Here is a 20,242-nt window from a genome sequence, read left to right as displayed (position 1 = left end):
CTGACCAATGAAGGCGCATCTGGTTTGCCCTCCCGTCACGAGCGTGCGTAGCGTGGCGGGCCAGCGCGCCACCTCCACGGGGGAGGCGGGCGAGTAGTGGGGGTGCTGTCGATGGCTGGGCGTCCGGAAAGCCCACTCGACCCGAGTGCGGGGCCGGTTGCGCGGCTCGCTGCCGAGTTACGCAAACTCCGGGCGGAGGCCGGGAGTCCGACGTACCGAGTGATGGCGCAGCGCACAGGGCAGGGTGCGAGCACGCTGTCGCAGGCGGCCGGGGGCGAGCGGCTGCCGACCCTTCCCGTAGTTCTCGCATACGTGCGTGCCTGCGGCGGCGATGAGGAGGAGTGGGAGGCGCGGTGGCGTGAGGCGGCTGCGGAGGCGGCGGCCGAGCCGCGTACCGAGAGTGAGGCTGCGCCACCGTATCGAGGCCTGGCCCGCTTCGAACCCGCCGACGCCGACCTGTACTTCGGCCGCGACCAGCTCACCGACCGCTTGCTCGAGCTGACCCGCTCCCGCCGGTTCACTGCCGTGTTCGGCCCGTCGGGCAGCGGTAAGTCCTCTCTACTGCGTGCTGGCCTCATTCCCCGTCTCCGCACCCCTGACCCGGCCGGCCCACAGCCAGCCGCGCTGCGCGTCCTCACTCCTGGCGAGCACCCCCTGCGCACCCATGAACAGCGGCTGACCCCGAAGGACGGCGACGGGGACACGTGGCTGATCGTGGACCAGTTCGAAGAGCTCTACACCCTCTGCCACGACCCGGACGAGCGCGACCAGTTCATCGACCGCCTCCTGACCGCTACCGATCCCGGGAGCAGGCTGCGAGTTGTCATCGCTGTACGCGCCGACTTCCTCGGCCGCTGCGCCGAACACCCTCAGTTGACCGCCGCCCTGCAGGACGGCACCGTGCTTGCCGGGCCGATGAGCAGCGACGAACTACGCCAGGCTATCGTCAAACCCGCACAGGCCGCCGGGCTGATCGTGGAACGCGGACTGACGACGCGCATTCTCGACGAGGTCGAAGGGGAACCCGGGGCCCTGCCGCTCATGTCGCATGCATTGCTGGAAACCTGGCGGCGCCGCAAGGGCCGAGCCCTCACTCTGGAGGCCTATGAGTCCCTCGGCGGCCTGCACGGTGCCATCACCCGCACCGCCGAAGACATCTACGACCGGCTCACGCCGGCCCAGGCCGACCTCGCGCGTCGGATCCTGCTGCGTCTGGTCACCCCGGGAGACGGCGCCCCCGATACCCGCAGACCCGCCCGCCGCGAGGACCAGCAGGCCGCCGTTGCCCCCTACCGCGACCGTGACCACACCGCCTGGATGGCCGAGCACCAGCTCGAGCGCGCCTACCGCGACCGTTTCACCCGCGCCCAGCACGCCGACGACGCACTCCAGCACCTCTTCGACCACGCCCACGAGACAGCGACCACCCAGCAGGAGGAGGTGTCCGCCTGGTTCATCGCCGTTGCTTGCCCGGAACGCCCTCTGCCGCGCACCGCTGCCCGCATGACCCGCCAGGACGCCACCGCCATCGTCATGGCCGCCCGCGACCGCATCGACCAGCAGGCCGAGAGCCGTACGACTCCCGGGCCTCTGACCGGTCTGCAGGTCGTCACGAGCAACCCGCGGCCCGGCCTGCGCTGCTGGGTGCTGAACACCCTGTCCCTGCGAGCCGGACGAGGGATCTACGCCGAGCTCCACCACGACGGTACCGTCCTGCTGGCCGCCAACCTGTCCTGGCAGGCCTTGAGAAACAACCAGCGCGCCGACGAACTCGCCTCTCTCGGCGTCCTGGTGCACCAGGACTATCTCGGAGCATGCTGCCGCGACGTCTGCGCTCTCACCTCGGAACTGGCCCGGCACCTGAGGCTCGACAGCGGCCTGTTGCTCAACGCCGCCATCGCCGCCGGCACGTCGAAGAACGTGCCGCTGATACCCGTCGTCGTGGACTTCCCCGGCTTCACCGACGTCCCCGACCACGCCCGCCACCCCCACAAGATTCAGCCCGTCACCACCACCCTCCTCCCCGCCGACGGGGATCAGGCCCTCAAGGAGAGCGCACAGGAACTGTTCACCGACTTGATGAACCAGTTCGGCCTCGACCCGCAGCTGTAACCACCACGACGCCACCGGTCCCGCCGCCCGGCCACCCCGACAGAGAGCAGCTCTCGCCATGTTCCAGGAGACCCCCATCTTCAGCCGCCTCGTCGCCGAGCGCGGCGACGTACCTGCCCAGGTGCGCGGTGAAGCCGAACGCATACGCCGCGACCTGGCCCAGGTACTGCGCCAGATGCCCGCACCCCACCTGAGCGCAGCGCACAACGACGGCGGTTCCAACCGCTGATGGAGGCCGCTGACAACGCGAAGCCTGTTCGACCTCGTCCGCCCGCTGAAAGTGGCAAACACCAGTCGCGAGTTCCGGAAAGCTCACGTCTACACCACTGCCCGCCGCCTGATGGACGCCCGGCGAGCCCCCAGTAGTCGCCACGACCGGGTCGTCGTCACCGATGAACCGCCATGGCTGGCCGAGCGCCTCCTGGACGCTGGGCGACCATCCCGGTTCCCAGGTGGTGCTCCCCGTGATCAGGCGGCGTAGTCACCCAGACGGCGGGCGAAGTCTTCGAGGGCGGCGAAATCGTTGTTGCGCAGTCCGCACCGAGGATCGATAGGCCGGAGAAGCGCGGGGGCATGGTGATGAGAAGCGACGAAGGCCTGGTCGGTCTCGCCGAGGTCGTCGTCCACCCATGCGAACGGCCGGCCGTCCGCATGCGCGAGGAGATGGCGCGTCTTCCAGAACGTGCCGTCCGGCCCCGCATCCGGCAGCGAGGGCCATTCCACGACGGGTAGCTCGGGCAGACCGAGCACTGGGGAGATGAACGTGTTCGCCTCCGCTCCCCACGTGGTCGCCCACACCATGTCGTACCTCTCGCCCAGCTCCCGCAGCCTTCTGCCGTGGTCCGCGTTGAGCCACACACGCAGCGGCTTCACGTAGGCCCGGGGCTTGCCGGGGTGCTGGGCGATCCATCCCTCGGGCTTCATGCGATGGGTGGAGTAGCCCTCGGGCCGCCGCTCCGGTTTCGCGGCGTACGGGTTCAGCGGGCCGTCGACGTCGAGGTAGAGAAGGGGCTGCCCCACGACATCCTCCTCCTGCAGCCGACTCGGGCGGTGCGAGCGTAGCGTGCGCCCCCCGCGCACCGCTCGCGGATTGTGCCGGTGATGGCCGCGGAGCCCGGCACCCCCGTTGAGGGGCAGGGTGGCCGGTCCCGGCCCCGGTACACCGCGCTGTGGCGCGGGCCCGCCGCAATCGGTGTCACGCCTTGACGGCCGCGCTACGCCCTGCGGCGTTCAGGGCATCGGCGACGAAGCTGCCCCTTGCGCGCTCACCGGCTGCCCTTGGCGGTGTCGCGGCGCGGCCGGTTCGGCTCCCTGCCGATCTGCGCGGCGACCTGCCTGATCTCTGTCTCGCTGTAGGCGGTGCGCACACCGGAGGTGCTGTACCCGGCACGGCGGGCAAGTTCCTCCAGCCCGTAGGGGCGGCTGCCGTGGAACTCCCGCCCGTAGGCCAGCAGCCGGCGGATCTGGGCGTCGACGGCCTCCTTCCGCGCCTTCAGGTCATCGAGCGCCAGCAGCAGCGGGTCCACCCCGAGGCCATCGCTCGCGCCCTCCAGATGGAGGGCGTCCTTCTCGCGTTGCTCGGCCACCTGTTCACGGGCGTCGGCGTAGCCGTCCTCGGGGGTGACGGTGCCCGGTGCGGGCATCGGGTTGCGCAGGGCGGCCAGTTCTTCAATCGGATACATGATTGCGATCGTCGCAAAAAATTGCGTCGATCGCAATATCTGGGTGAATCCGGCGTGCCGACCGACACGCTGGGTCCGCGCTCCGAGGTGACCTTCGCGCCCCCGGGGCGTCTGGTTACGGCGGGCGTCGGCTTCTTGTGTCGTGCGAGGAGTTCGGTGAAGAAGTCCTCCAGGAACTGCCTGCCACCCGGCACGGACAGTTCCCAGCCACCGAAGCGGTAGACCTCGTATCCGGCCAGCCTCAGTCGGCGGTCCTCGGCAACCATCGCCGCGTACAGCCGCGGCACCGCAGTGTAGGTGACGTGCCCCTGGTCGTCGGGCGGGTTCTTCTGGCCGTAGCGCTGCACCCCGTCGACCTCGATGACGATGCGGGAGCGGTCCGGAGCCAGGAGCAGGAAGTCCATCCGCTGCCGGTACAGCGCCCCCGACTGCTTGCCGCTGCGCCGCGTGTAGGGGTCGTAATGGAGGTAGACCTGGGGGATCAGCGTGGGCAGGTCGAAGCCGCCTTCCTCGGCGTAGCGGGCGCAGTAGGTGATCATGAGCAGTTGCTCGGGGGAGAGGCGCCGGTTCCGCAGCTCTACCTGACGCTGATGCAGAAGGCCCACGCCATCCTGCGCGACGCCAGCCGCGAGGGCCTGCGCCTGCACTACCCAAACGGCGACGTCGAACACGTCACCCCGCAGGTCCGCCGCGACGTCCACGCCGCCATCACCACGAGCCTGGAGCGGGACTGGCCGCCCTACATCCAGGGCCTCATAGACCGCGGCGCCCTCCAGACCCAGTAGTAACCCTGTGCCGCACATTCGGCGGCTCGGCCTCTACCGCGAAGGACGGGCCCGCAGCCGTTTGCGCCGACTCTGGCCACAACGGAGACGGCACGGGTGGTGCCGTTGGCCCCTTCCCGAAACAGGCCACCCCACAGCGACGCGCCGCGCCCCAGACCTGGTACAGACCCCCGGGGCGCGGCGCGGTGAACTGTCTCAGCCTTCGAGCGAGACGGTGAACTTCTCCGTGTCCAGGACACGCTCGGCCCTGACGAAGTTGCCGTACTTCCCTCCGGCCGACTCATTTTCCGCCAGCGGGACATGGCCACGCACGCAGCGCTCGTTACCCGTGGGCTGGCGCCCGGCGAAGTAGTAGATCTTCCAGACGCCCAGCTCGAACTTCGGAAGGATCTCTGCGCACAACCCGCCGTCCGTCCCGCCCTCGAAGGTGCCGGCGAAGGGGTACTCGTCGCACGAGTCATCCTCGATGTCGTCCTGCGGGTAGAAGGGGATGCTGCTGCCGCCCTCGCAGGTCCGGTTCCGGTTGCGGTCAGCCGCGGCCTCGTCCTTGTTCCGGCTGAGCGGACTGTCCGGCGCCCCCCAGCGGTCGGCGAGCGCGGCCTGGGCGTACCAGTAGGTGGCCGCCGCCGTGCCGTACCGGGAGAGCGGCAGGTCCAGCAAAGCCCGCACCTGGCTGATCACACAGCCGTAGCCGGACAGCTCCGCATCACAGCGCACCTTGAGGGGCAGCGCCCAGTTGTGATCCCAGTCGCCAGGGGTGTCGCCCGGCTGGTACAGCTTGAGCGAGTACTGCGGCGTCACCATGGTCACCGTGCCGCTGGCGGGAGAGCTGGAGTAGGTGACGTGACTGCTTATGCTCTGCCCCAGAACGAGGACCTTGGTGCCCCACGCATCGGGGTTGATCATCGCGCAGGCGTTGGTGCACGACGCCGTAAGGTTGACGGCGAGACTGCTGACATGCCCCTCCGTCTTCGTGACGGTGGCAGTGAACGATTCGTTCCACCAGCCGCTGCCCGCGTCGGGCTCGGCGTAGCTGCTCAGGCTGATCTCTCCGACGCCGGTCACCGCCCCGCTGCCCGGGTCGTAGAGGGTGTAGGTGATCCTCGCGTCGGAAAGGCAGTACGAATGCCGGTCCGCACGGTAGTAGCCGGGCTGCGCGGAGCACGCCCCAGCGGCCGCCCGCTTCGCGACAGCACGGCCGTCAGCGTCCACGCGCTTGACCTCCGTGCACGCCCTGGCGCCGCCCTTGTGACTCTTCGAGGCGGCTATCGTGGTGCAGGTCCTGCCGGGCGGGAAAGCCTGGCTTATGAACTCCTGCCGCGCTCCTGCCGCTGCCAGCTTGTGGGGATCCAGAGTCGTGAGGAGTTTCTCCTGTACGGGCGGTGTCGTTCCGGGCGGCGCCGCTGTCGCGGTTCCGGTAAGAGCGCCGGCAGCGATGGCAAGTGACGCCATCACCATCAGGCACTTTCTGGCACGCGTCATCGGGCTCCTTCATCGTGGTGGCCCCCAGGGTGTTCGGACCGCCCTGAGGCATGCGGACAGCGAGAGACGCAGCCGAGATCCGGCCAGGTGGCCAGCACCATCCACGGGCATGGTCCAAGGAGGGCAAGCGACCGTCAATGGTCCTCAACAAGCCAGCTCGTGCACCAAGTTGAGCCACCGGCCAGGCCCCGCCCCGTGATCGCGGACATGCCGCCGCCACGCCCGGACGGGGCCGCGACCGCATCCGCGTCTACCGACCACGATCAGGCGCCGTCCGCGAGCTCGGCACGGAGCACTGCCTGGTCCTCGATGCCGGGGTGACGGCTGACGACCCGTACTGGCGCCGGCGGCGAATGACGACCTGCTTCTCAACCCGGCCAAGCCCGCACACCTGAGCTCACCTCATGCAATGGGGGCGGCCCGCCGAGCCTGGCGGGCCGCCCCCATCGACATGTCCGGCTACGCCGCCCAGTCGAGCCCGAGGTCCACCAGCGCTTGCCGCTTGTCGTCGGTGAGCTTGGCCCGCCTCGACTTTGTGTTCGGCAGGGACACCCCCAGCTTCACAGAGTGCTCCTGGCCGTCGGCCATAACGGTCTCTACATGGGCTCTGAGGACCTTCACAGAGCCCGTGCGGGCCTTGTATTGGGTGTTGGGCGGCGGGGACTGGCGGTGTGATGATGGCTGGTTATGAGGAGCCGGGGCGGGGCTGGGTGGTGGGTGGCAGGTGCAGTGGTGTCGGGCGCCGCTGCGGTCGTCGTGGTGGTGGCGGTGGGGTTGGGGCAGGTGGACCCCGCCGGTGTGGTGATCGGAGGGGGGTTTGGTCTGGCCGGGTTGCTGCTGGGAGTGCAGGCCCGGCGGTGGCAGGACAGTGATGCGGCCGGTCTGGCGGACCGGCTCGCGGCCGACGTGACCAGGACGGAGACGGCGGCGTGGCGGGGGCTGCTGGGCGGCTCGGACCGCACCATCGACGTGCCCTTCGTCCACCGCCCGGCTCCGGCGCACGAAGCGTCCGGCGCCGCAGGGGCCGGGACGCTGCGGGAGGTGGCGGTCTACTACCGGCGGTTGCGGCCGGGGCGGATGGTGGTGACCGGCGCCCCGGGGGCGGGGAAGACGGTGCTGGCGGTGCATCTGATGCTGCTGCTCCTGCAAGACCGCGCGCCGGGTGATGCGGTGCCGGTGCGGCTGCCGCTGGCTGGCTTCGACCCAGGCCGTCACAGGCCGGAGCACACTCTGGAGGAGTGGATCGCCGCTCACCTGACCGCCACCTACCAGCTGCGGCGGCGCGCGGCTACGGCCCTGGTGGCCGCGCGGAAGATCCTGCCCGTGCTGGATGGTCTGGATGAGATGGACGCCGACCCCGAACCCGGGTTCGCATCCCGGGCGGCGCGGGCGTTGGAGGCGGTCAACGCCTATCAGCAGGGCACCACCAAGGGCGGAATCGTCCTCACTTGCCGCACCACGGCGTACTCCGCGCTGGAAGCGTTGCGGGTGTGGGCCCAGGACGCCGCCCGGATCGAGCTCCAGTCCCTGGACGCTGCTATCGCCTGGGACTTCCTGACCAGCCGCGTCACCGACACTGTCCGCTGGGAAGGCGTCCTGGACGCGCTCGTCGCCAACCCCGCCGGGCCCCTGGCGCGGGGGTTGTCGACGCCGTGGCGGCTGACGCTGGCCGCCACCGTTTACGAACAACGCGACCCCGACACCGGCACCCACCCGCGCCACCCCGACGAGTTGCTCGACTCCGCCCTGAACACCCCCGAGAAGGTCCGCGACCACCTCCTCGGCCTGTTCATCCCGTCTGCCGCCCGTACCGCGGCCGGCAGCCGCGCCCATGACCCGGCCTGCGTGCGGGCCTGGCTGACGACCCTGGCCCGCTACCTGGACCACAACGCCACCACCGGCCGCACCCTGGGCGGTCAGGCGCTGCCAAGCACCGACATACTGCTCGACCGGCTGTGGCCCCTTGCCGACTACCGCTGGATACGTGTTGCCGTCACCGCCCTCACCGTACCCGTGACACTTGCCGTTACCATCGTCGGGCTGGTCTGGAATCCACCGTTCCCGCCACTGTTGATCCCCCTGATCGCGCCAGCGGTCCTTGCGCTGAGGGCATGGGTGGGACCGCAGATAAAGAGATCGTCTCCGATGACGGCCCCTCATCGGCTGGCCCTCGGAATCGCCCGCGACGTCGCGGACTCATTCATGTGGAGTTTCGTGTTTTTCGCGTTTCTCGCGCTCCTGGGGGGATTCCTGGCCGGGCTCAACGCCCAGAGTGAACTCCTTCACGGGCTCGCGATAGGCTTCCTGTTCGCACCTCTCGGTATCTATTTCAGCATCTTGGCCGAAGCCCGGTTTCGGGTCCGACTTGTGGTCGGAATCGTGACCGGATGCGCATTCGGCCTCTATGCCTGGCTTGGCAGCTTCTTCGAGCTCGAGGGCCTGCTCGCGAACGGGCTGGGGAGCGGGCTGCGGATCGGTGTGGAGATCGGCCTTCAGGTGGGGTTCATAGCGGGGGTCGCGTTTGGGGCCATGGCGTTGTTCGTCTCCGGGGAGGCCGGCCTGTGGTACGTGGCCCTGCTGCTGTCCACAAGACAGGGCTCGGGCCGGTGGTTGCCGTGGCGGCTGGCGCGGTTCCTGGACTGGTGCTGCAACGCCGGGCTGATGCGGCCAGCGGGGATCGCCTACCAGTTCCGGCACCGTGAGCTCCAGGACTTTCTCGCCCGCACCATCCCCTGATTCCGCCCCCGCCTCTCGGCCGTGCCGCCGCCTGGCTTCTTACACGGCAAGGAGCGGCGTTTCGACAGCAGTTCGGGCGGCACCTCGGCCGCCGCTGAGACCGTCACCGAGCTGGCGCGCACCGACCTGATCCCCTGCATTGGCTGGTACAAGGACCACCCGCTCTACGACGGCCGCGCCCTGGAGCGGTTCGCCGACCGGGCCGCGCTGGAGCGGGCGCAGGTCGCCGACCGCCTCTTCACCCGGGACCAGTCGGCGGAGTACCTGGCGGTCAGGGTCTGCGAGCTGGAGCATTTGCGGCGGTCCGGCTGGCTGGAGCCGGTGCAGTGGGTGCACTCGGGTTGGCAGCGTCGCCGCGACGCCCCGGCCGTGCCGCTGTTCCGCCGGGGTGACCTGGACGTCATCCTTCACCATCTGGCGATCGACTGGGCCGCGGTCCGTTCGACGCCGCGAGGGCGGCCATCACTGCTCGCCCGGCTGACGACCCGTACCGGCGCCGGCGGCGAATGACGACCTGCTTCTCAACCCGGCCGAGCCCCAACGCCTGAGCGCACCCATGCGATGGGGGCGGCCCGCTGAGTCTGGCGGGCCGCCCCCATCGGCACGTCCGGCTACGCCGCCCAGTCGAGCCCGAGCGCGGCAAGCGCCTGGAGCATGCCGGCGGTGAGCTTGGCCCGGCGGCTCTTGGCGTTCGACAGAAACCCCCCAGCTTCACAGCGTGTTCCTGGCCGTCGACCACAACGGTCTCTACGTGGGCCCTGGGGGCCTTCACAGAGCCGGTGCGGGCCTTGTACTGCACCAGGGCCGCAACGCCCCGCTCGAAGGCCCTCAAGGCCGCCTCGGACGGTTTCGTGGGCGTCTGCTTCTTCCGGCGGCCGCGGCGCGATGCCCAGCTGCTCCAGGAGTGCGCGCTGCCCGCCTGTGGGGGCCGGAAACGGGGCTCTTGCAAGATTTTCGTGATGGGGTGACAGTGCGTCATCTTGGTGTCATCGTGCGGAGTGTGTGACGAGCTGCTGGGCATCGTGTTCCCGTACCTGGAGAAGGTGCTGGTGGAGCGGGTGAGCCTTGAGGGTGAGAAGGTCGAGGTTTGGGCGCGTACCCGGGAGGGTGTCGCGTTGCCGTGTCCGGACTGCGGGGTGTTGTCGACGCGGGTGCACAGTCGCTATCGGCGTCGTCTGGCCGATGTGGCGGTCGGTGGCCGTCCCGTCGTGATCCATCTCGGTGTGCGACGCATGTTCTGTGATGAGCCTGGCTGTCCGCGGCAGACGTTCGCCGAGCAGGTGGACGGGCTGTCCGTGCGGTATGGGCGCTATACGCCGCTGCTGCTGGGGCTGCTCCAGGCGGTGGGGCTGGCACTGGCCGGGTCCGCCGGGGCGAGGCTGCTGGCGGTCCTGCACATGGCGGTGAGCCGGGTGACCCTGTTAGCGCTGGTGATGGCGTTGCCGGACCCGGACTGGAAGGTTCCCCGGGTACTGGGTGTCGACGACTTCGCTCTGCGTAGGGGCGGAGTGTGGGACACGGTGCTGGTGGACGGGACAACGCGGCGGGTGCTGGAGTTGCTGCCCGGCCGGGACGCCGAGCCGCTGGCCACGTGGCTCCGGGATCACCCTGGGGTGCGGGTCATCTGCCGTGACCGGGCAGGTGCCTATGCCGAGGCTGCCACCCGCGCCGCGCCGGCAGCCGTGCAGGTCGCGGACCGCTGGCACCTGTGGCGCAACCTCGGACAACACGTGGAGAAGGACATCGCCCGCCACCGCGGATGCCTGCACCGAGCGGCCACGGACCGAACACCTGCAGACCGGACCGGACTCGAAGATCTGCCTGCGCAGGCCCTGTCCGCTCAAGGAGCGCTGGAGGCGCGCACCCGCCGCCGTTACCGCGAGGTCCATGCCCTGCTGGAGCAGGGTTGGGCGCTGAAAGAGATCGCCCGTGAGCTGCGGCTGAACCACAAAACCGTGCAGACCTTCGCCCGGGCTGAACACGTGGAAGAACTCCTCGCTCACGCCGCCGGTCGTCGCCCCAGCAAACTGGACCCACACCGCGACTACCTGCACCAGCGATGGGCCGAAGGGTGCCACTCGCCCACAGCACTCCACCAGGAACTCACCCAGCGGGGCCTGCAGTGCAGCATCCGGCTGGTCACCCGCTACCTGCGCACCCTCCGAGCGAACGGAGCCCTGCCCACCCCGGAACCTGCCCCGCCTCCAACCCGACGGCTCGTCGGCTGGATCATGCGCCACCCCGCCACCCTGAACCCCGATGACCAGCAGCGTCTTAAGACCGCACTGGCAGCCTGCCCCGAGCTGAACGCCCTGCACCAGCACGTCCAGGCCTTCGCCCAGATCATGACCAGACGCAACGGCCGACACCTCAACACCTGGGTGCACCAGGTCCGCAACCAAGACCTCCCCTCACTCAAAGCCTTCGCGACCGGACTGGACAAGGACTGGAACGCCGTCACCGCCGGCCTCACCCTCGACTGGAACTCCGGCATGGTCGAAGGCACCGAAAACAAGATCAAAATGCTCAAACGCCAGACCTACGGCCGCGCCAGCCTCGCACTCCTCCGCAAACGAGCCCTACTCACCTGACAACGCTCACCGACCGTCACCGCATCACGAAAATCTTGCAAGAGCCGGAAACGGTGTCACCCTATGCGACCTGCTTGTATTCGTGGATGAGGCCTCTGAGTCGATCACGCCGGGAGATTGCTGTCTTGTCGCTGGCCAGGCACGGTTCAGGGGTAGTTAGTCGGTCCGGTGGCCGTTGTCCGAGGGATCGGTGCGGGCGGTGTTGGTTGTAGTGCTGTACGTACTTGTTGACGACGAGGTGGAGATGTCGTCGTCCGGTGATCAGAATACGGTCGGTGGCCTCGCGGCGGCACGATCCGATCCAGCGTTCTGCGATCGAGTTCATCCGGGGCACTTGGGGCAGTGCCGGAAGGACCCGTACGCCGATCGCCTGGAAGACGGCGTCGAAGCTTTCGGTGAAGTAGGCGCCGCGGTCCCGGATGAGGAACCTGATCGACTCGGCATAATCGCCCAGATCCATGAGGTAGTTCCGTGCTTGCTGGGTAACCCATGGGCCGGTGGGGTGTCGCGTGATGCCGGCGATGTGTACCCGGCGGGTGCCGTGCTCGATGAAGAACAGAACGAACCAGCGCCGCAAGAAGACCGTGTCGATATGGAACAGGTCCGTGGCCACGATCGCAGTGGCCTGAGCTTTGAGGAAGACAGACCAGGAGCGCTCCGTGCGCTGCGGTGACGGGTCGATCCCGGCCTCCTTGAGGATCGACCAGACAGTCGAGGCGGCGATATTGCGTCCCAGGCCGACGAGCTCGCCGTGGATGCGGCGGTATCCCCATCCAGGGTTCTCCCGCGCCAGCCGCACGACCAGTTGCCGCAGCGCCACTGGTTTGGGTGGCCGACCCGGTCGGTGGGACGGGTAGGTCCACTTCCAGGCGATGAGCCGTGCGTGCCAGCGCAGGACCGATCGCGGAGTGACCAGCAAGGCCACCTGGGTACGCCGCTGCTTGTTGACGAGTCGGAGTAGTGCCGCCATGACGGCCTTGTCGCTCCAGGAGAAGCGGGGCGGTGGCTGGGATCGCAGTGCGATGGCGAGTTGATGGCGGAGCATCAGGATCTCTGCGTCTTTCGCTGCACTCGAGCGGGCGAACAGGGCAAGCCATCGGAAGGTCTGGCAGACGAGCATGTAGATGAGCCGTATCAGCACGACCGGCATGCTGCCTCAGAACGGCTTGCGGCCTGCTGGGCATTGACAGATCCAAACCAGCAGGTCATCCCGGGTGACATAATTCCCGACACCCACAGGGCCGTCTCACCGTCCAGGCAGTGCGTCGCGCCATGCGTCGGGTATCAACCCTGCCGCTGAGGTTCCTCGCGGCGACGGCCGCGCTCTACGGGCGCTCGGCCATCGCTCACACCTCCAGCACCAACCGCTCTCCTTCCGGTGCACGCGAGACGCAGGGCAGCATGGCGCCGGCCGCACGTTCGGTAGCCGTGAGCCGACGGTCACGATGATCGACATGGCCATGGGCCACCCGTACCCGGCAGGTGCCGCAAAACCCCTGGCGGCAGGAGAACGGCATGTCCGGCAGGGCCTCGTGGAGAACATCCAGGGCGGAGCGGTCGTACGGCACTGGCAGAACCCGTCCGGTGTCGCCCAGATGAAGTTCGAAGGGACGGCCGTCCGTGATCGGGGCCGGGGCGAAACGCTCGAAGTGCAGGGCTGACGCGCGGCTACCACCGAACGCGCGCCGAACGCCGTCGATCATGGGCGCGGGCCCGCAGCAGTACACCGCACCCGCCGCCGGGCTCAAGCTCAATAGATCGGCTGCTTCGGGCACGCCGGACTCGTCGTCAGGACGGATGAAGACCCGGCCAGGGGCTGCGGCCGCGAGTTCGGCCAGCTCTGCCGCGAAGGGCATCGAGCCGCGGCTGCGGCCGGTGTGGACGAGCCTCCAGTCCAGCCCGCGTCGGGCGGCTTCCCGAGCCATCGGCAGGATCGGGGTGATTCCGATGCCGCCCGCGATGAGTAGGATGAATGCTTCGGCGGCGAAGGGGAAGGCGTTCCGGGGCCCGGTGATGGCGACCCGCATACCGTCTCCGAGGGCGTCGTGTACCTCGGCCGAACCGCCTCCGCCGTTGGCGATGCGGCGCACCGCGATGCGGTACCGGTACCGGTCGGCAGGGTCGCCGCACAGAGAGTACTGCCGCTTGCGGCCGGAGGGCAGGTGCAGTCCGATGTGGGCGCCGGGCTGCCAGGGCGGGAGTATTGCCCCGTCGGGTGCTGCCAGCCGCAGGGAGACGACATCCTCGGCCTCTTGGTGCTTGGTGGCGACCACCAGTTCCCGGATCACGGGCATCTCGGTGGCCGGCGGGCGCCCAGGAGGAGTGCTGCGCCGCGCGAGGCCCGTGACCGCGTTGTCGCTGAAAGCCGCCAGCTTCTGCATGAAGGAGTCGCTGCGCGGCCTGCCGTACAGGTCCGGCGGCCGAGTGACGGGTGTGCTGATGTCCATGGGATGCCTCACTGGTTGCTGGGTCATCGGGCAGCCGCTCGGGCAGCAGGGGACGCCGCCAGGTAGGCGACCGCCTGCTGAGTCGAGCCCTCCTGGGTCGGGTGGTAGCCGGGGCGGAAGTAGCGCAGCACCGAGCGGGCGAACGCGCCCGGCCGGGGCAACAGGTCCTTGCGGGCCGCGGCCAGGTAGTCGCGGAAGCGGACCTTGACCCGATCGTCGAGCAGGGGGTCGGCGCTCATCAGAAAGCGGACTCCGCGGATCCACAGCCGGGTCAGCACCGGAGCGGTGACGAGCATGCCGACCACTCGGCGCTGGTACCGGGGATCGAGGTGCACCAGCAGGTCGAACGCGACCGAACGGTGTTCGACCTCCTCCGCGCCGTGCCAGCGGAACAGATCGAGCATCGCGGGGTCCGCGCCGGCCCGGTCCAAGTGCCCGTTGCTGAGAATCCAGTGACCCATATACGCGGTGAAGTGCTCGAAGGCCGCTATGAGGGCGAGCCGTTGGAGGAGATGCGCGTGCGTGGCGGCCGGCGTCAGCTCCGGCCGGTCTCCGAGCACCCTTCGGAAGATCCATTCGGACTGCAGAGTGTACGGAGCCGGGTCCAGCCCCTTGGTGAGCAGGTGCTCCAGGACCTCCTGGTGCGCCTCGGCGTGCATCGCTTCCTGGCCGATGAAGCCGCGTACGTCCTCGCGCAGCCGGTCATCGGTGATCAGTGGCAGTGCCTGCTCGAAGGTGCGCACGAACCAGCGTTCGAGCTCGGGGAGCATGAGGTGGAGCACATCGAAGGTGTGGGTCGCGAAGGGCTCACCCGGCAGCCAGTGCAGCGGGGTGGTGCCCCAGTCGAAGGTGACGTCCCGGGGTTGCAGCACCAGGTCGTGGTGGTCGATGGGCTCGGACGGACGTGCCAGGTGGGCATGTGCGGCTCGGAACATGACAGGTTCCTCCATCAGCGATTGGTGTGTGCGAAGGGGCGGTCAGGCAGTCGTCCAGTACTGCTGGTCTGTCAGATCGGGTGCGCGGTGTGGTCCGTATTGCGGCGGGAGCCGTCTTCGATGCGGTTGGCGAATTCCGCGATCCGGGACGCGATCTCCTCGGGGTGGCTGAGCTGTACCCAGTGCCCGGCGTCGATCGGGCGCCGTTGTATCTGGCGCGTCCAGTGCTCCACTCCGTACGACAGCACCGGGGTGACGCAGAAGTCGCGGGTGGGGATGATGAGCTGAATCGGGACGGTGGTCGGCCGGTCCCGGGGATGCAGCAGGCGGGGCAGCATGTTGGCGCGGTACAGCGCGGTGCCGAACACGGCGTCGCGGGCCAGCGTCGGCGCGGGGTAGGGGGTGTGCCGGGGCACGCCTTGGGAGCCGGTGAGGAAGGCGCGCCAGCGGTGTCCCAGTGCTCTCCAGGTCAGGGTGGGCAGGAGCGGAAGATGGAAGTAGGCGATGTACCAGGACCGTGCGGCCTGCCGCAGCATCTTCGGCAGATCCGGGTGCCGCGGCCGAAGGCGGGCACGGATCAGGTGGCCGACGTGGTCCAGGCAGGGTCCGGAGATGGAGGTGAACGAGGCGATCCGCCCGGCCAGGCGGGTGCCGGTGACCGACTCCCAGGAGTGGATCGATCCCCAGTCGTGTCCGACCAGGTGCACCGGGCGGTCGGGGCTCACGGCGTCGAGAACCGCCTCCAGGTCGGCTTCCAGGCGGGACATCTGGTAGGCGCGCAGACCCCTGGGCCGGTGGGAGTTACCGGCTCCCCGCACGTCGAAGGCGGTGACGTGGAAGCGGTCGGCCAGGCGCTCGGCGACCGGGCGCCACACGGCGCTGGTGTCTGGATAGCCGTGGACCAGCACCACCGGAGGAGCCGTGGGTGCTCCCCATTGGTAGGCGGCCAACTCCATGCCGTCCGCAGCGATCCGGAGGGCGGCCGGGCCGGTCATCGGCCACCGCTGGCAGGGGTCAGTTCGCCGTAGTTCAGACCGCCGTGGATGAAGCTGGGCAGCACCGGCCACTGCCGCTTGAAGGGGGCCAGCTCCGAGGAGGGCAGGATCTGCAGCCAGCGCGGATCGCGCCGGCTGGGGTCGGCGAGGATCTTCTCCTTGACCATGGAGTCGTACTGGTCGAGAGAGTCCTCCAGGGTGTTGGCGTTGGGCACCACCTCACGGCCGTAGAACGCGGCGTGGCGGCGCACCCCGGGGATGCGGGAGAGCTCGGGCTGCCAGTTGTCGGCCGAGATGCCGTTCTCGGAGGAGACCCACACCCCGTCGGGGGTGTTCAGCACCAGGGAGTGGTTGCCGTCCGTGTGGCCGGGGGTCCACAGCAGGCTGACGCCGACACCGAGTTCGACATCGCCGTCGAAGGCGGTGATGCGCTCGCCCGGTACCCCGTCCATGCCTCCGTCGACGTACCAGGCCCACTGCATCGGATGCATCGATTCGAAGGTGCCCAGCTCCTTGCGGTGCACCAACAACTGGGCGCGCGGGAACAGCGCTTCGCGGGGCGCCCGTTCGCCGGGAACGGTGCTGGTACTTCCCATGATCATGCGCACGTCCTGGACGTGCAGGTGGTCGAAGCTGACGAAGTCCACGTCCTCGGGTCGCAGACCGCAGGAGGGCAGGACGGTGTTCGGGTCCTGGTAGTAGCGGGCGAAGACGTGCTCGGTGAGAAAGTCCCCCGCCAGACGCTTGAGCTGGTCGTAGAACGGCGCTTGAGCCGTTCCGGCGGCGACGGTCGGCTCCCACACCAGTGTTTTCGGCTCACCGTCGAAGCCGTCGAACTGCACGACGAGCATCCGGTTGACAATGCTCACGAACGGGTTGACGGCGAGCGCGGCGCCGTGGAAGCCGAACCGGGTCGGGTACGGGGCGGCGGCGATGTCGAAACTGCGGACGGCGTGGACGCGGCCCTGCTGGACGAACCGCTCACGGTAGGTGGCCGCGGCGCTGCGCACGGCGCGCAGCCGGTCACCGCGGGGCCATACGTCGTGTACACCTTCGAATTCGGGGATGGGACGCGGAGCGGCGGCGTCCTGGGCCTTCTCCGCGCTGGGCGCCGGCTTGGGCGTGGTGGTCACGGGCTCATCCTTCGGGATGGCGGGCGGTCCGGGTGCGCTGCTCGTAGGCCGCGCGGACCGCCCGGTTGGACAGGGCGGCGAGCTGGTCGGGGACAAGGAGGTGATGCAGGGCGTCGCGGGCGCGGCCTGGCAGCAGCGCGGCCAACCGGGTCAGGGCGGCTACCTGGCGTGGAATGAAGACCTCGAAGCGCGGGCGCAGCACGACGTCGAGCACCGCGTTGGCCACCTGATCTGTCGTCAGGCGTCGGGTGGGGCCGGTCGCGGTGCCCACGGCCAGCTCGGTGTCCACGACGCCGGGCATCACCAAGGACACGTGCACGCCGGTGCCGCGCAGTTCGGCGCGGACGGCTGTGCTGTAGCCGTGGATGGCGTGCTTCGTCGCCGCGTAGGTCGCCTCGCCGGCCGGGGCGATCTTGCTGGCGGCGGAGGCGATGTTCACCACGTGGCCGCGACCGCGTTTCCGCATCCCCGGGATCACGAGTTTCATCCCGCGCAGTACGCCGTGGACGTTGACGTCGAACTGGCGCAGGGCGGCTTCCTCCGGTTCCTCCTCGAAGGGGCCCACCCACATGATTCCGGCGTTGTTGATCAGTACGTCGATCGGCCCCAGCTCGGTCTCGACGGTGCGCAGGAAGTCTTCGAAGGAAGGTGTGTCGGTGACGTCGAGAGGCAGCCCGAGCAGTCGGCCACCGGGATGCGCGCCGATGGCATCAGCCGTCTCCATGGCAAGCTCCGCGTCGAGATCGCCGATCGCCACGGCGGCTCCGGCTGCGGCGAGCCGGGCTGCGACGGCACGCCCGATTCCGCGGCCCGCCCCGGTGACCGCGATCACTCGGCCGGTCAGCGGTTGTGTGCGGGGGAGCCTGTCGCGGTCTCTTCGGCTGGACGTGTACGGGTATTTGGGCGGTGCTGCCACGGTCGAGCCCCTTTCTTGCCCTGAGCATGAGCGGAACGCTGAGCGGCAAGCGGCCCCACGCATTTGTGACACGATGCCATGTCAGATGAACTGACAAGCTAGAGTGTCAGTTCAGAGCACACCGGTGTCAACACCTCTGCGAAGGGGGAAAATGACCGGCACACAGACCGCCGGGCGGCGCTACGGCGGACGCGATGCGGCGCAACGACAGCAGGAGCGCCGCACCCGCCTCATCCAGGCGGGCCTCGACATGTTCGGCACGGTCGGATACGCCTCAGTCTCCGTCAAGCAGGTGTGCTCGCATGCCGGACTGACCGAGCGCTACTTCTACGAGTCATTCCGCGACCGCGAAGACCTTCTCGCCGGGGTCTACAACGAGCTGATCACTACGATCAGCGCCGAAACCGCGCAGGCCGCAGCCGCTGCCGCACCCGATGTCGACGCCCAGCTGCGCGCCGGCCTCGAGGTGTTCATCCGCGCACTGGCCGGCGACGCCCGCATGGCCCGCCTGGTGCTCATCGAGGTCGTGGGCGCCAGCCCCCGCCTCGAAGTGCGCCGCCGTGAGGTCCTGCACGAATTCGCCGCACTGATCGCCGCCGTCGTCGGACCGCTCCCTGGCCCGGAAGCCTCCTCCAGCCGGCTCACCATGACCGCGATGAGCCTGGTCGGCGGAGTCAACGAACTCCTCGTGGACTGGACACTCGGCCACCAGAACGCCACCGTCGAAGAACTGATCGACCTGTGCTACACCCTGTTCATCGCGGCCTACCGAGCCATCAGCGATCAGCCCTGATCGCGCAGGATTCCTTCAGGAGCTTTCCGCACCGGACAGCAGCCCACGGCCCCTGTTCACCGGCCCGGCACACTCGGCGGCCCTGTTTCGATCAGGCAGGCCGGCGAGAACCTTGCACAATGAACGCAGGCGCGGCGCACCTGCTGGCTATCGGCTGTCGGACGGGTTCCATGCCCATCATCCATTCGGAAGCGACGCAAGGCGATCGGGCTGAGCGGCCGCGAACCATGGCGGGCCCGTTGCGTCGTGGGAGCTGCTAAACGATGGGGGATCACCCGCCGCCTGCGCCCCACGCTGGCGCGCGCCCGGGACCTGGCCCGCGCCGGACCGACCCTGCCGCTATCGCTGGGTGCCCGCAAATGCCCAGGCCCGCTAGGGAGCGTATTTGGTTGTGAGCCGTTCGACGCCGACTTGCTCGAACGGTGCTGGTTCTGTGCTGACTTGGATCCCTCGGATGTCTGATTCTGCAGGTGAGAGCACTGTGCTGAACGTTCAGGTTCAATGCCGGGTTGATCCAGCCCGGCGCTCACCCCCGCAAGGTTTCGGCACTGCCTGGACAGGGGCTCTCAGAAGGTGCGTTCGGCCACCTTCACGCGTCAAAACGGCGGGGTCCGACGAGCGGGAGGGGTGGCCCGGATCGCTCAGCGGTTCAGGCAGACGCCAGCTTCCGGATGCGCGGATGGTTCTCCAGTGCCCATCGCACGGTCTTCGGTGGGCGTTCGAGCAGGGTTTCCAGCTGGTCGGTGACGCCGCGGTACCCCCCGCCGCCCATCAGCCGGGTCAGGGTCTTCAGGTGTTCCGCGGTGTGCGGGAACGCGGCCAGGGCGGTGTCCACGTAGGTCTCGTTCCAGGTTTCGACGTCTTCCGGAACGTAAGTGACCTGGCGTCCCAGTACAGCGGCGTAGTCCTCCGCGAACCCGTGCATGTCCTTCAGTTCCGGGCCGTTGAGGTCGTAGGACTTCGAGATGTGCGGCTCCGGGTCGGCCAGGATCTTCACGCACAGCTCCGCCACGTCGTAACCCGCGATGGGCGCGAGCCGGTGGTGGCCGAAGGGCAGGCGCAGTTCACCGTTGCTCAGCGGGCCCAGCGCCAGCCAGGTCAGGAGGGGGTTCTCGACGAACATGGCCGCCCGCACGTTGACGGTGGGGACGCCGGACCAGTCCAGCACCTGCTCGGCGACCCAGTGGGCCCGTTGCTGCGGCGACCACTGCGTGACGAGTCCACCGAGCCATGAACGCCGCTCCTCCTCTGGCGCTGTCATCTTCTCGAACGTCATGAAGGACTGTTCGTACTCGGAGATGTTGACGAAGACCTCGATGTCGCCCTGGGCCCGCGCCGCCGCGGCCATCAGGCTGACGGCGTCGGTGTAATACGGCGACAGGCTCATGCTGAAGTAGATGCGGCGGCAGCCCTTCAGCGCGGCGGTCACGTCGGCGATGTTGAGCAGGTCGCCGACGAAGACCTCGGCCCCTGCCTGGCGGAGCGAGCCAGCGCGCTCGTCGTCCTGGCGCACGAACGCGCGCACCGGGTGCCCTTGCTCAAGCAGCATGTCGACCATCGTTCGGCTCACACCACCGATTTCCCCGGCGGCACCGGTGATCAGGATGGGGTTGCGCTCAGGCATCAGTGCGTCCT

17 protein-coding genes are annotated in these 20,242 nt (G+C 68.9%); 7 read left to right on the top strand and 10 right to left on the bottom strand.

Features of this window, described 5'->3' with window-relative positions:
- Positions 1–111 precede the first annotated feature (111 nt).
- Both ACWY4P_RS00165 and ACWY4P_RS00160 read left to right on the top strand, forming a co-directional pair.
- The gene (locus ACWY4P_RS00165) at positions 112–2,112 is read left to right on the top strand and encodes an nSTAND1 domain-containing NTPase (protein WP_456208038.1); all 2,001 of its coding nucleotides are present in this window, start codon (positions 112–114) and stop codon (positions 2,110–2,112) included.
- Between the two features lie 58 nt (positions 2,113–2,170).
- On the top strand, positions 2,171–2,341 hold the full coding sequence (locus ACWY4P_RS00160) for a hypothetical protein (protein WP_456208037.1): 171 nt from the start codon (positions 2,171–2,173) through the stop codon (positions 2,339–2,341).
- A gap of 239 nt (positions 2,342–2,580) precedes the next feature.
- Here the strand turns inward: ACWY4P_RS00160 and ACWY4P_RS00155 are convergent, their stop codons facing one another.
- Both ACWY4P_RS00155 and ACWY4P_RS00150 read right to left on the bottom strand, forming a co-directional pair.
- Entirely contained in the window at positions 2,581–3,132 is a 552-nt protein-coding gene (locus ACWY4P_RS00155; RefSeq protein WP_456208036.1) for a hypothetical protein, read from the bottom strand.
- Between the two features lie 245 nt (positions 3,133–3,377).
- Positions 3,378–3,794 (bottom strand): hypothetical protein, encoded by a 417-nt coding sequence (locus ACWY4P_RS00150; protein ID WP_456208035.1) that lies wholly within the window; start codon positions 3,792–3,794, stop codon positions 3,378–3,380.
- A 302-nt stretch (positions 3,795–4,096) separates the two neighbouring features.
- Between ACWY4P_RS00150 and ACWY4P_RS00145 the strand changes: the two genes are divergently transcribed.
- The gene (locus ACWY4P_RS00145) at positions 4,097–4,579 is read left to right on the top strand and encodes a hypothetical protein (protein ID WP_456208034.1); all 483 of its coding nucleotides are present in this window, start codon (positions 4,097–4,099) and stop codon (positions 4,577–4,579) included.
- 195 nt (positions 4,580–4,774) lie between these two features.
- On the opposite strand, the gene ACWY4P_RS00140 is transcribed toward ACWY4P_RS00145, so the two are convergent.
- Positions 4,775–5,791: a NucA/NucB deoxyribonuclease domain-containing protein gene (locus ACWY4P_RS00140; RefSeq protein WP_456208033.1), complete on the bottom strand. Its 1,017-nt coding sequence runs from the start codon at positions 5,789–5,791 to the stop codon at positions 4,775–4,777.
- A gap of 1,002 nt (positions 5,792–6,793) precedes the next feature.
- Between ACWY4P_RS00140 and ACWY4P_RS00135 the strand changes: the two genes are divergently transcribed.
- The 3 genes from ACWY4P_RS00135 (at position 6,794) to ACWY4P_RS00125 (ending at position 11,388) form a co-directional block, all read left to right on the top strand.
- The gene (locus ACWY4P_RS00135) at positions 6,794–8,797 is read left to right on the top strand and encodes an NACHT domain-containing protein (RefSeq protein ID WP_456208032.1); all 2,004 of its coding nucleotides are present in this window, start codon (positions 6,794–6,796) and stop codon (positions 8,795–8,797) included.
- A 21-nt stretch (positions 8,798–8,818) separates the two neighbouring features.
- Complete coding sequence (locus ACWY4P_RS00130) at positions 8,819–9,307, top strand: hypothetical protein (RefSeq protein WP_456208031.1); 489 nt, start codon at positions 8,819–8,821, stop codon at positions 9,305–9,307.
- 488 nt (positions 9,308–9,795) lie between these two features.
- Positions 9,796–11,388, top strand: coding sequence for an ISL3 family transposase (locus ACWY4P_RS00125; protein ID WP_456206408.1), 1,593 nt, complete (start codon positions 9,796–9,798; stop codon positions 11,386–11,388).
- A 61-nt stretch (positions 11,389–11,449) separates the two neighbouring features.
- Here ACWY4P_RS00125 and ACWY4P_RS00120 read toward each other — a convergent pair whose 3' ends face one another.
- The 6 genes from ACWY4P_RS00120 to ACWY4P_RS00095 form a co-directional block, all read right to left on the bottom strand.
- Positions 11,450–12,538 carry an integrase core domain-containing protein gene (locus ACWY4P_RS00120; RefSeq protein ID WP_456208030.1) on the bottom strand — a complete coding sequence of 363 codons (1,089 nt, stop codon included), beginning with the start codon at positions 12,536–12,538 and terminating at the stop codon, positions 11,450–11,452.
- A gap of 196 nt (positions 12,539–12,734) precedes the next feature.
- On the bottom strand, positions 12,735–13,835 hold the full coding sequence (locus ACWY4P_RS00115) for a PDR/VanB family oxidoreductase (protein WP_456208029.1): 1,101 nt from the start codon (positions 13,833–13,835) through the stop codon (positions 12,735–12,737).
- 23 nt (positions 13,836–13,858) lie between these two features.
- Positions 13,859–14,770, bottom strand: a complete 912-nt coding sequence (locus tag ACWY4P_RS00110; RefSeq protein ID WP_456208028.1) for a metal-dependent hydrolase — start codon at positions 14,768–14,770, stop codon at positions 13,859–13,861.
- A gap of 71 nt (positions 14,771–14,841) precedes the next feature.
- Positions 14,842–15,765, bottom strand: coding sequence for an alpha/beta fold hydrolase (locus tag ACWY4P_RS00105; RefSeq protein WP_456208027.1), 924 nt, complete (start codon positions 15,763–15,765; stop codon positions 14,842–14,844).
- The gene (locus ACWY4P_RS00100) at positions 15,762–16,898 is read right to left on the bottom strand and encodes a hypothetical protein (protein ID WP_456208026.1); all 1,137 of its coding nucleotides are present in this window, start codon (positions 16,896–16,898) and stop codon (positions 15,762–15,764) included. The genes ACWY4P_RS00105 and ACWY4P_RS00100 overlap by 4 nt, the downstream gene beginning before the upstream one ends.
- 4 nt (positions 16,899–16,902) lie before the next feature.
- Positions 16,903–17,814: an SDR family oxidoreductase gene (locus ACWY4P_RS00095; RefSeq protein ID WP_456208025.1), complete on the bottom strand. Its 912-nt coding sequence runs from the start codon at positions 17,812–17,814 to the stop codon at positions 16,903–16,905.
- A 151-nt stretch (positions 17,815–17,965) separates the two neighbouring features.
- On the opposite strand from ACWY4P_RS00095, the gene ACWY4P_RS00090 reads away from it, so the two are divergent.
- Positions 17,966–18,607 carry a TetR/AcrR family transcriptional regulator gene (locus ACWY4P_RS00090; RefSeq protein WP_456208024.1) on the top strand — a complete coding sequence of 214 codons (642 nt, stop codon included), beginning with the start codon at positions 17,966–17,968 and terminating at the stop codon, positions 18,605–18,607.
- A gap of 649 nt (positions 18,608–19,256) precedes the next feature.
- On the opposite strand, the gene ACWY4P_RS00085 is transcribed toward ACWY4P_RS00090, so the two are convergent.
- Positions 19,257–20,231 carry an NmrA family NAD(P)-binding protein gene (locus ACWY4P_RS00085; protein ID WP_456208023.1) on the bottom strand — a complete coding sequence of 325 codons (975 nt, stop codon included), beginning with the start codon at positions 20,229–20,231 and terminating at the stop codon, positions 19,257–19,259.
- Positions 20,232–20,242: the final 11 nt, after the last annotated feature.

Source organism: Streptomyces sp. LZ34, from assembly GCF_053890475.1.
Note: the sequence above shows the minus strand (reverse complement) of the source record. Positions and strands in the feature narration are given on the sequence as shown.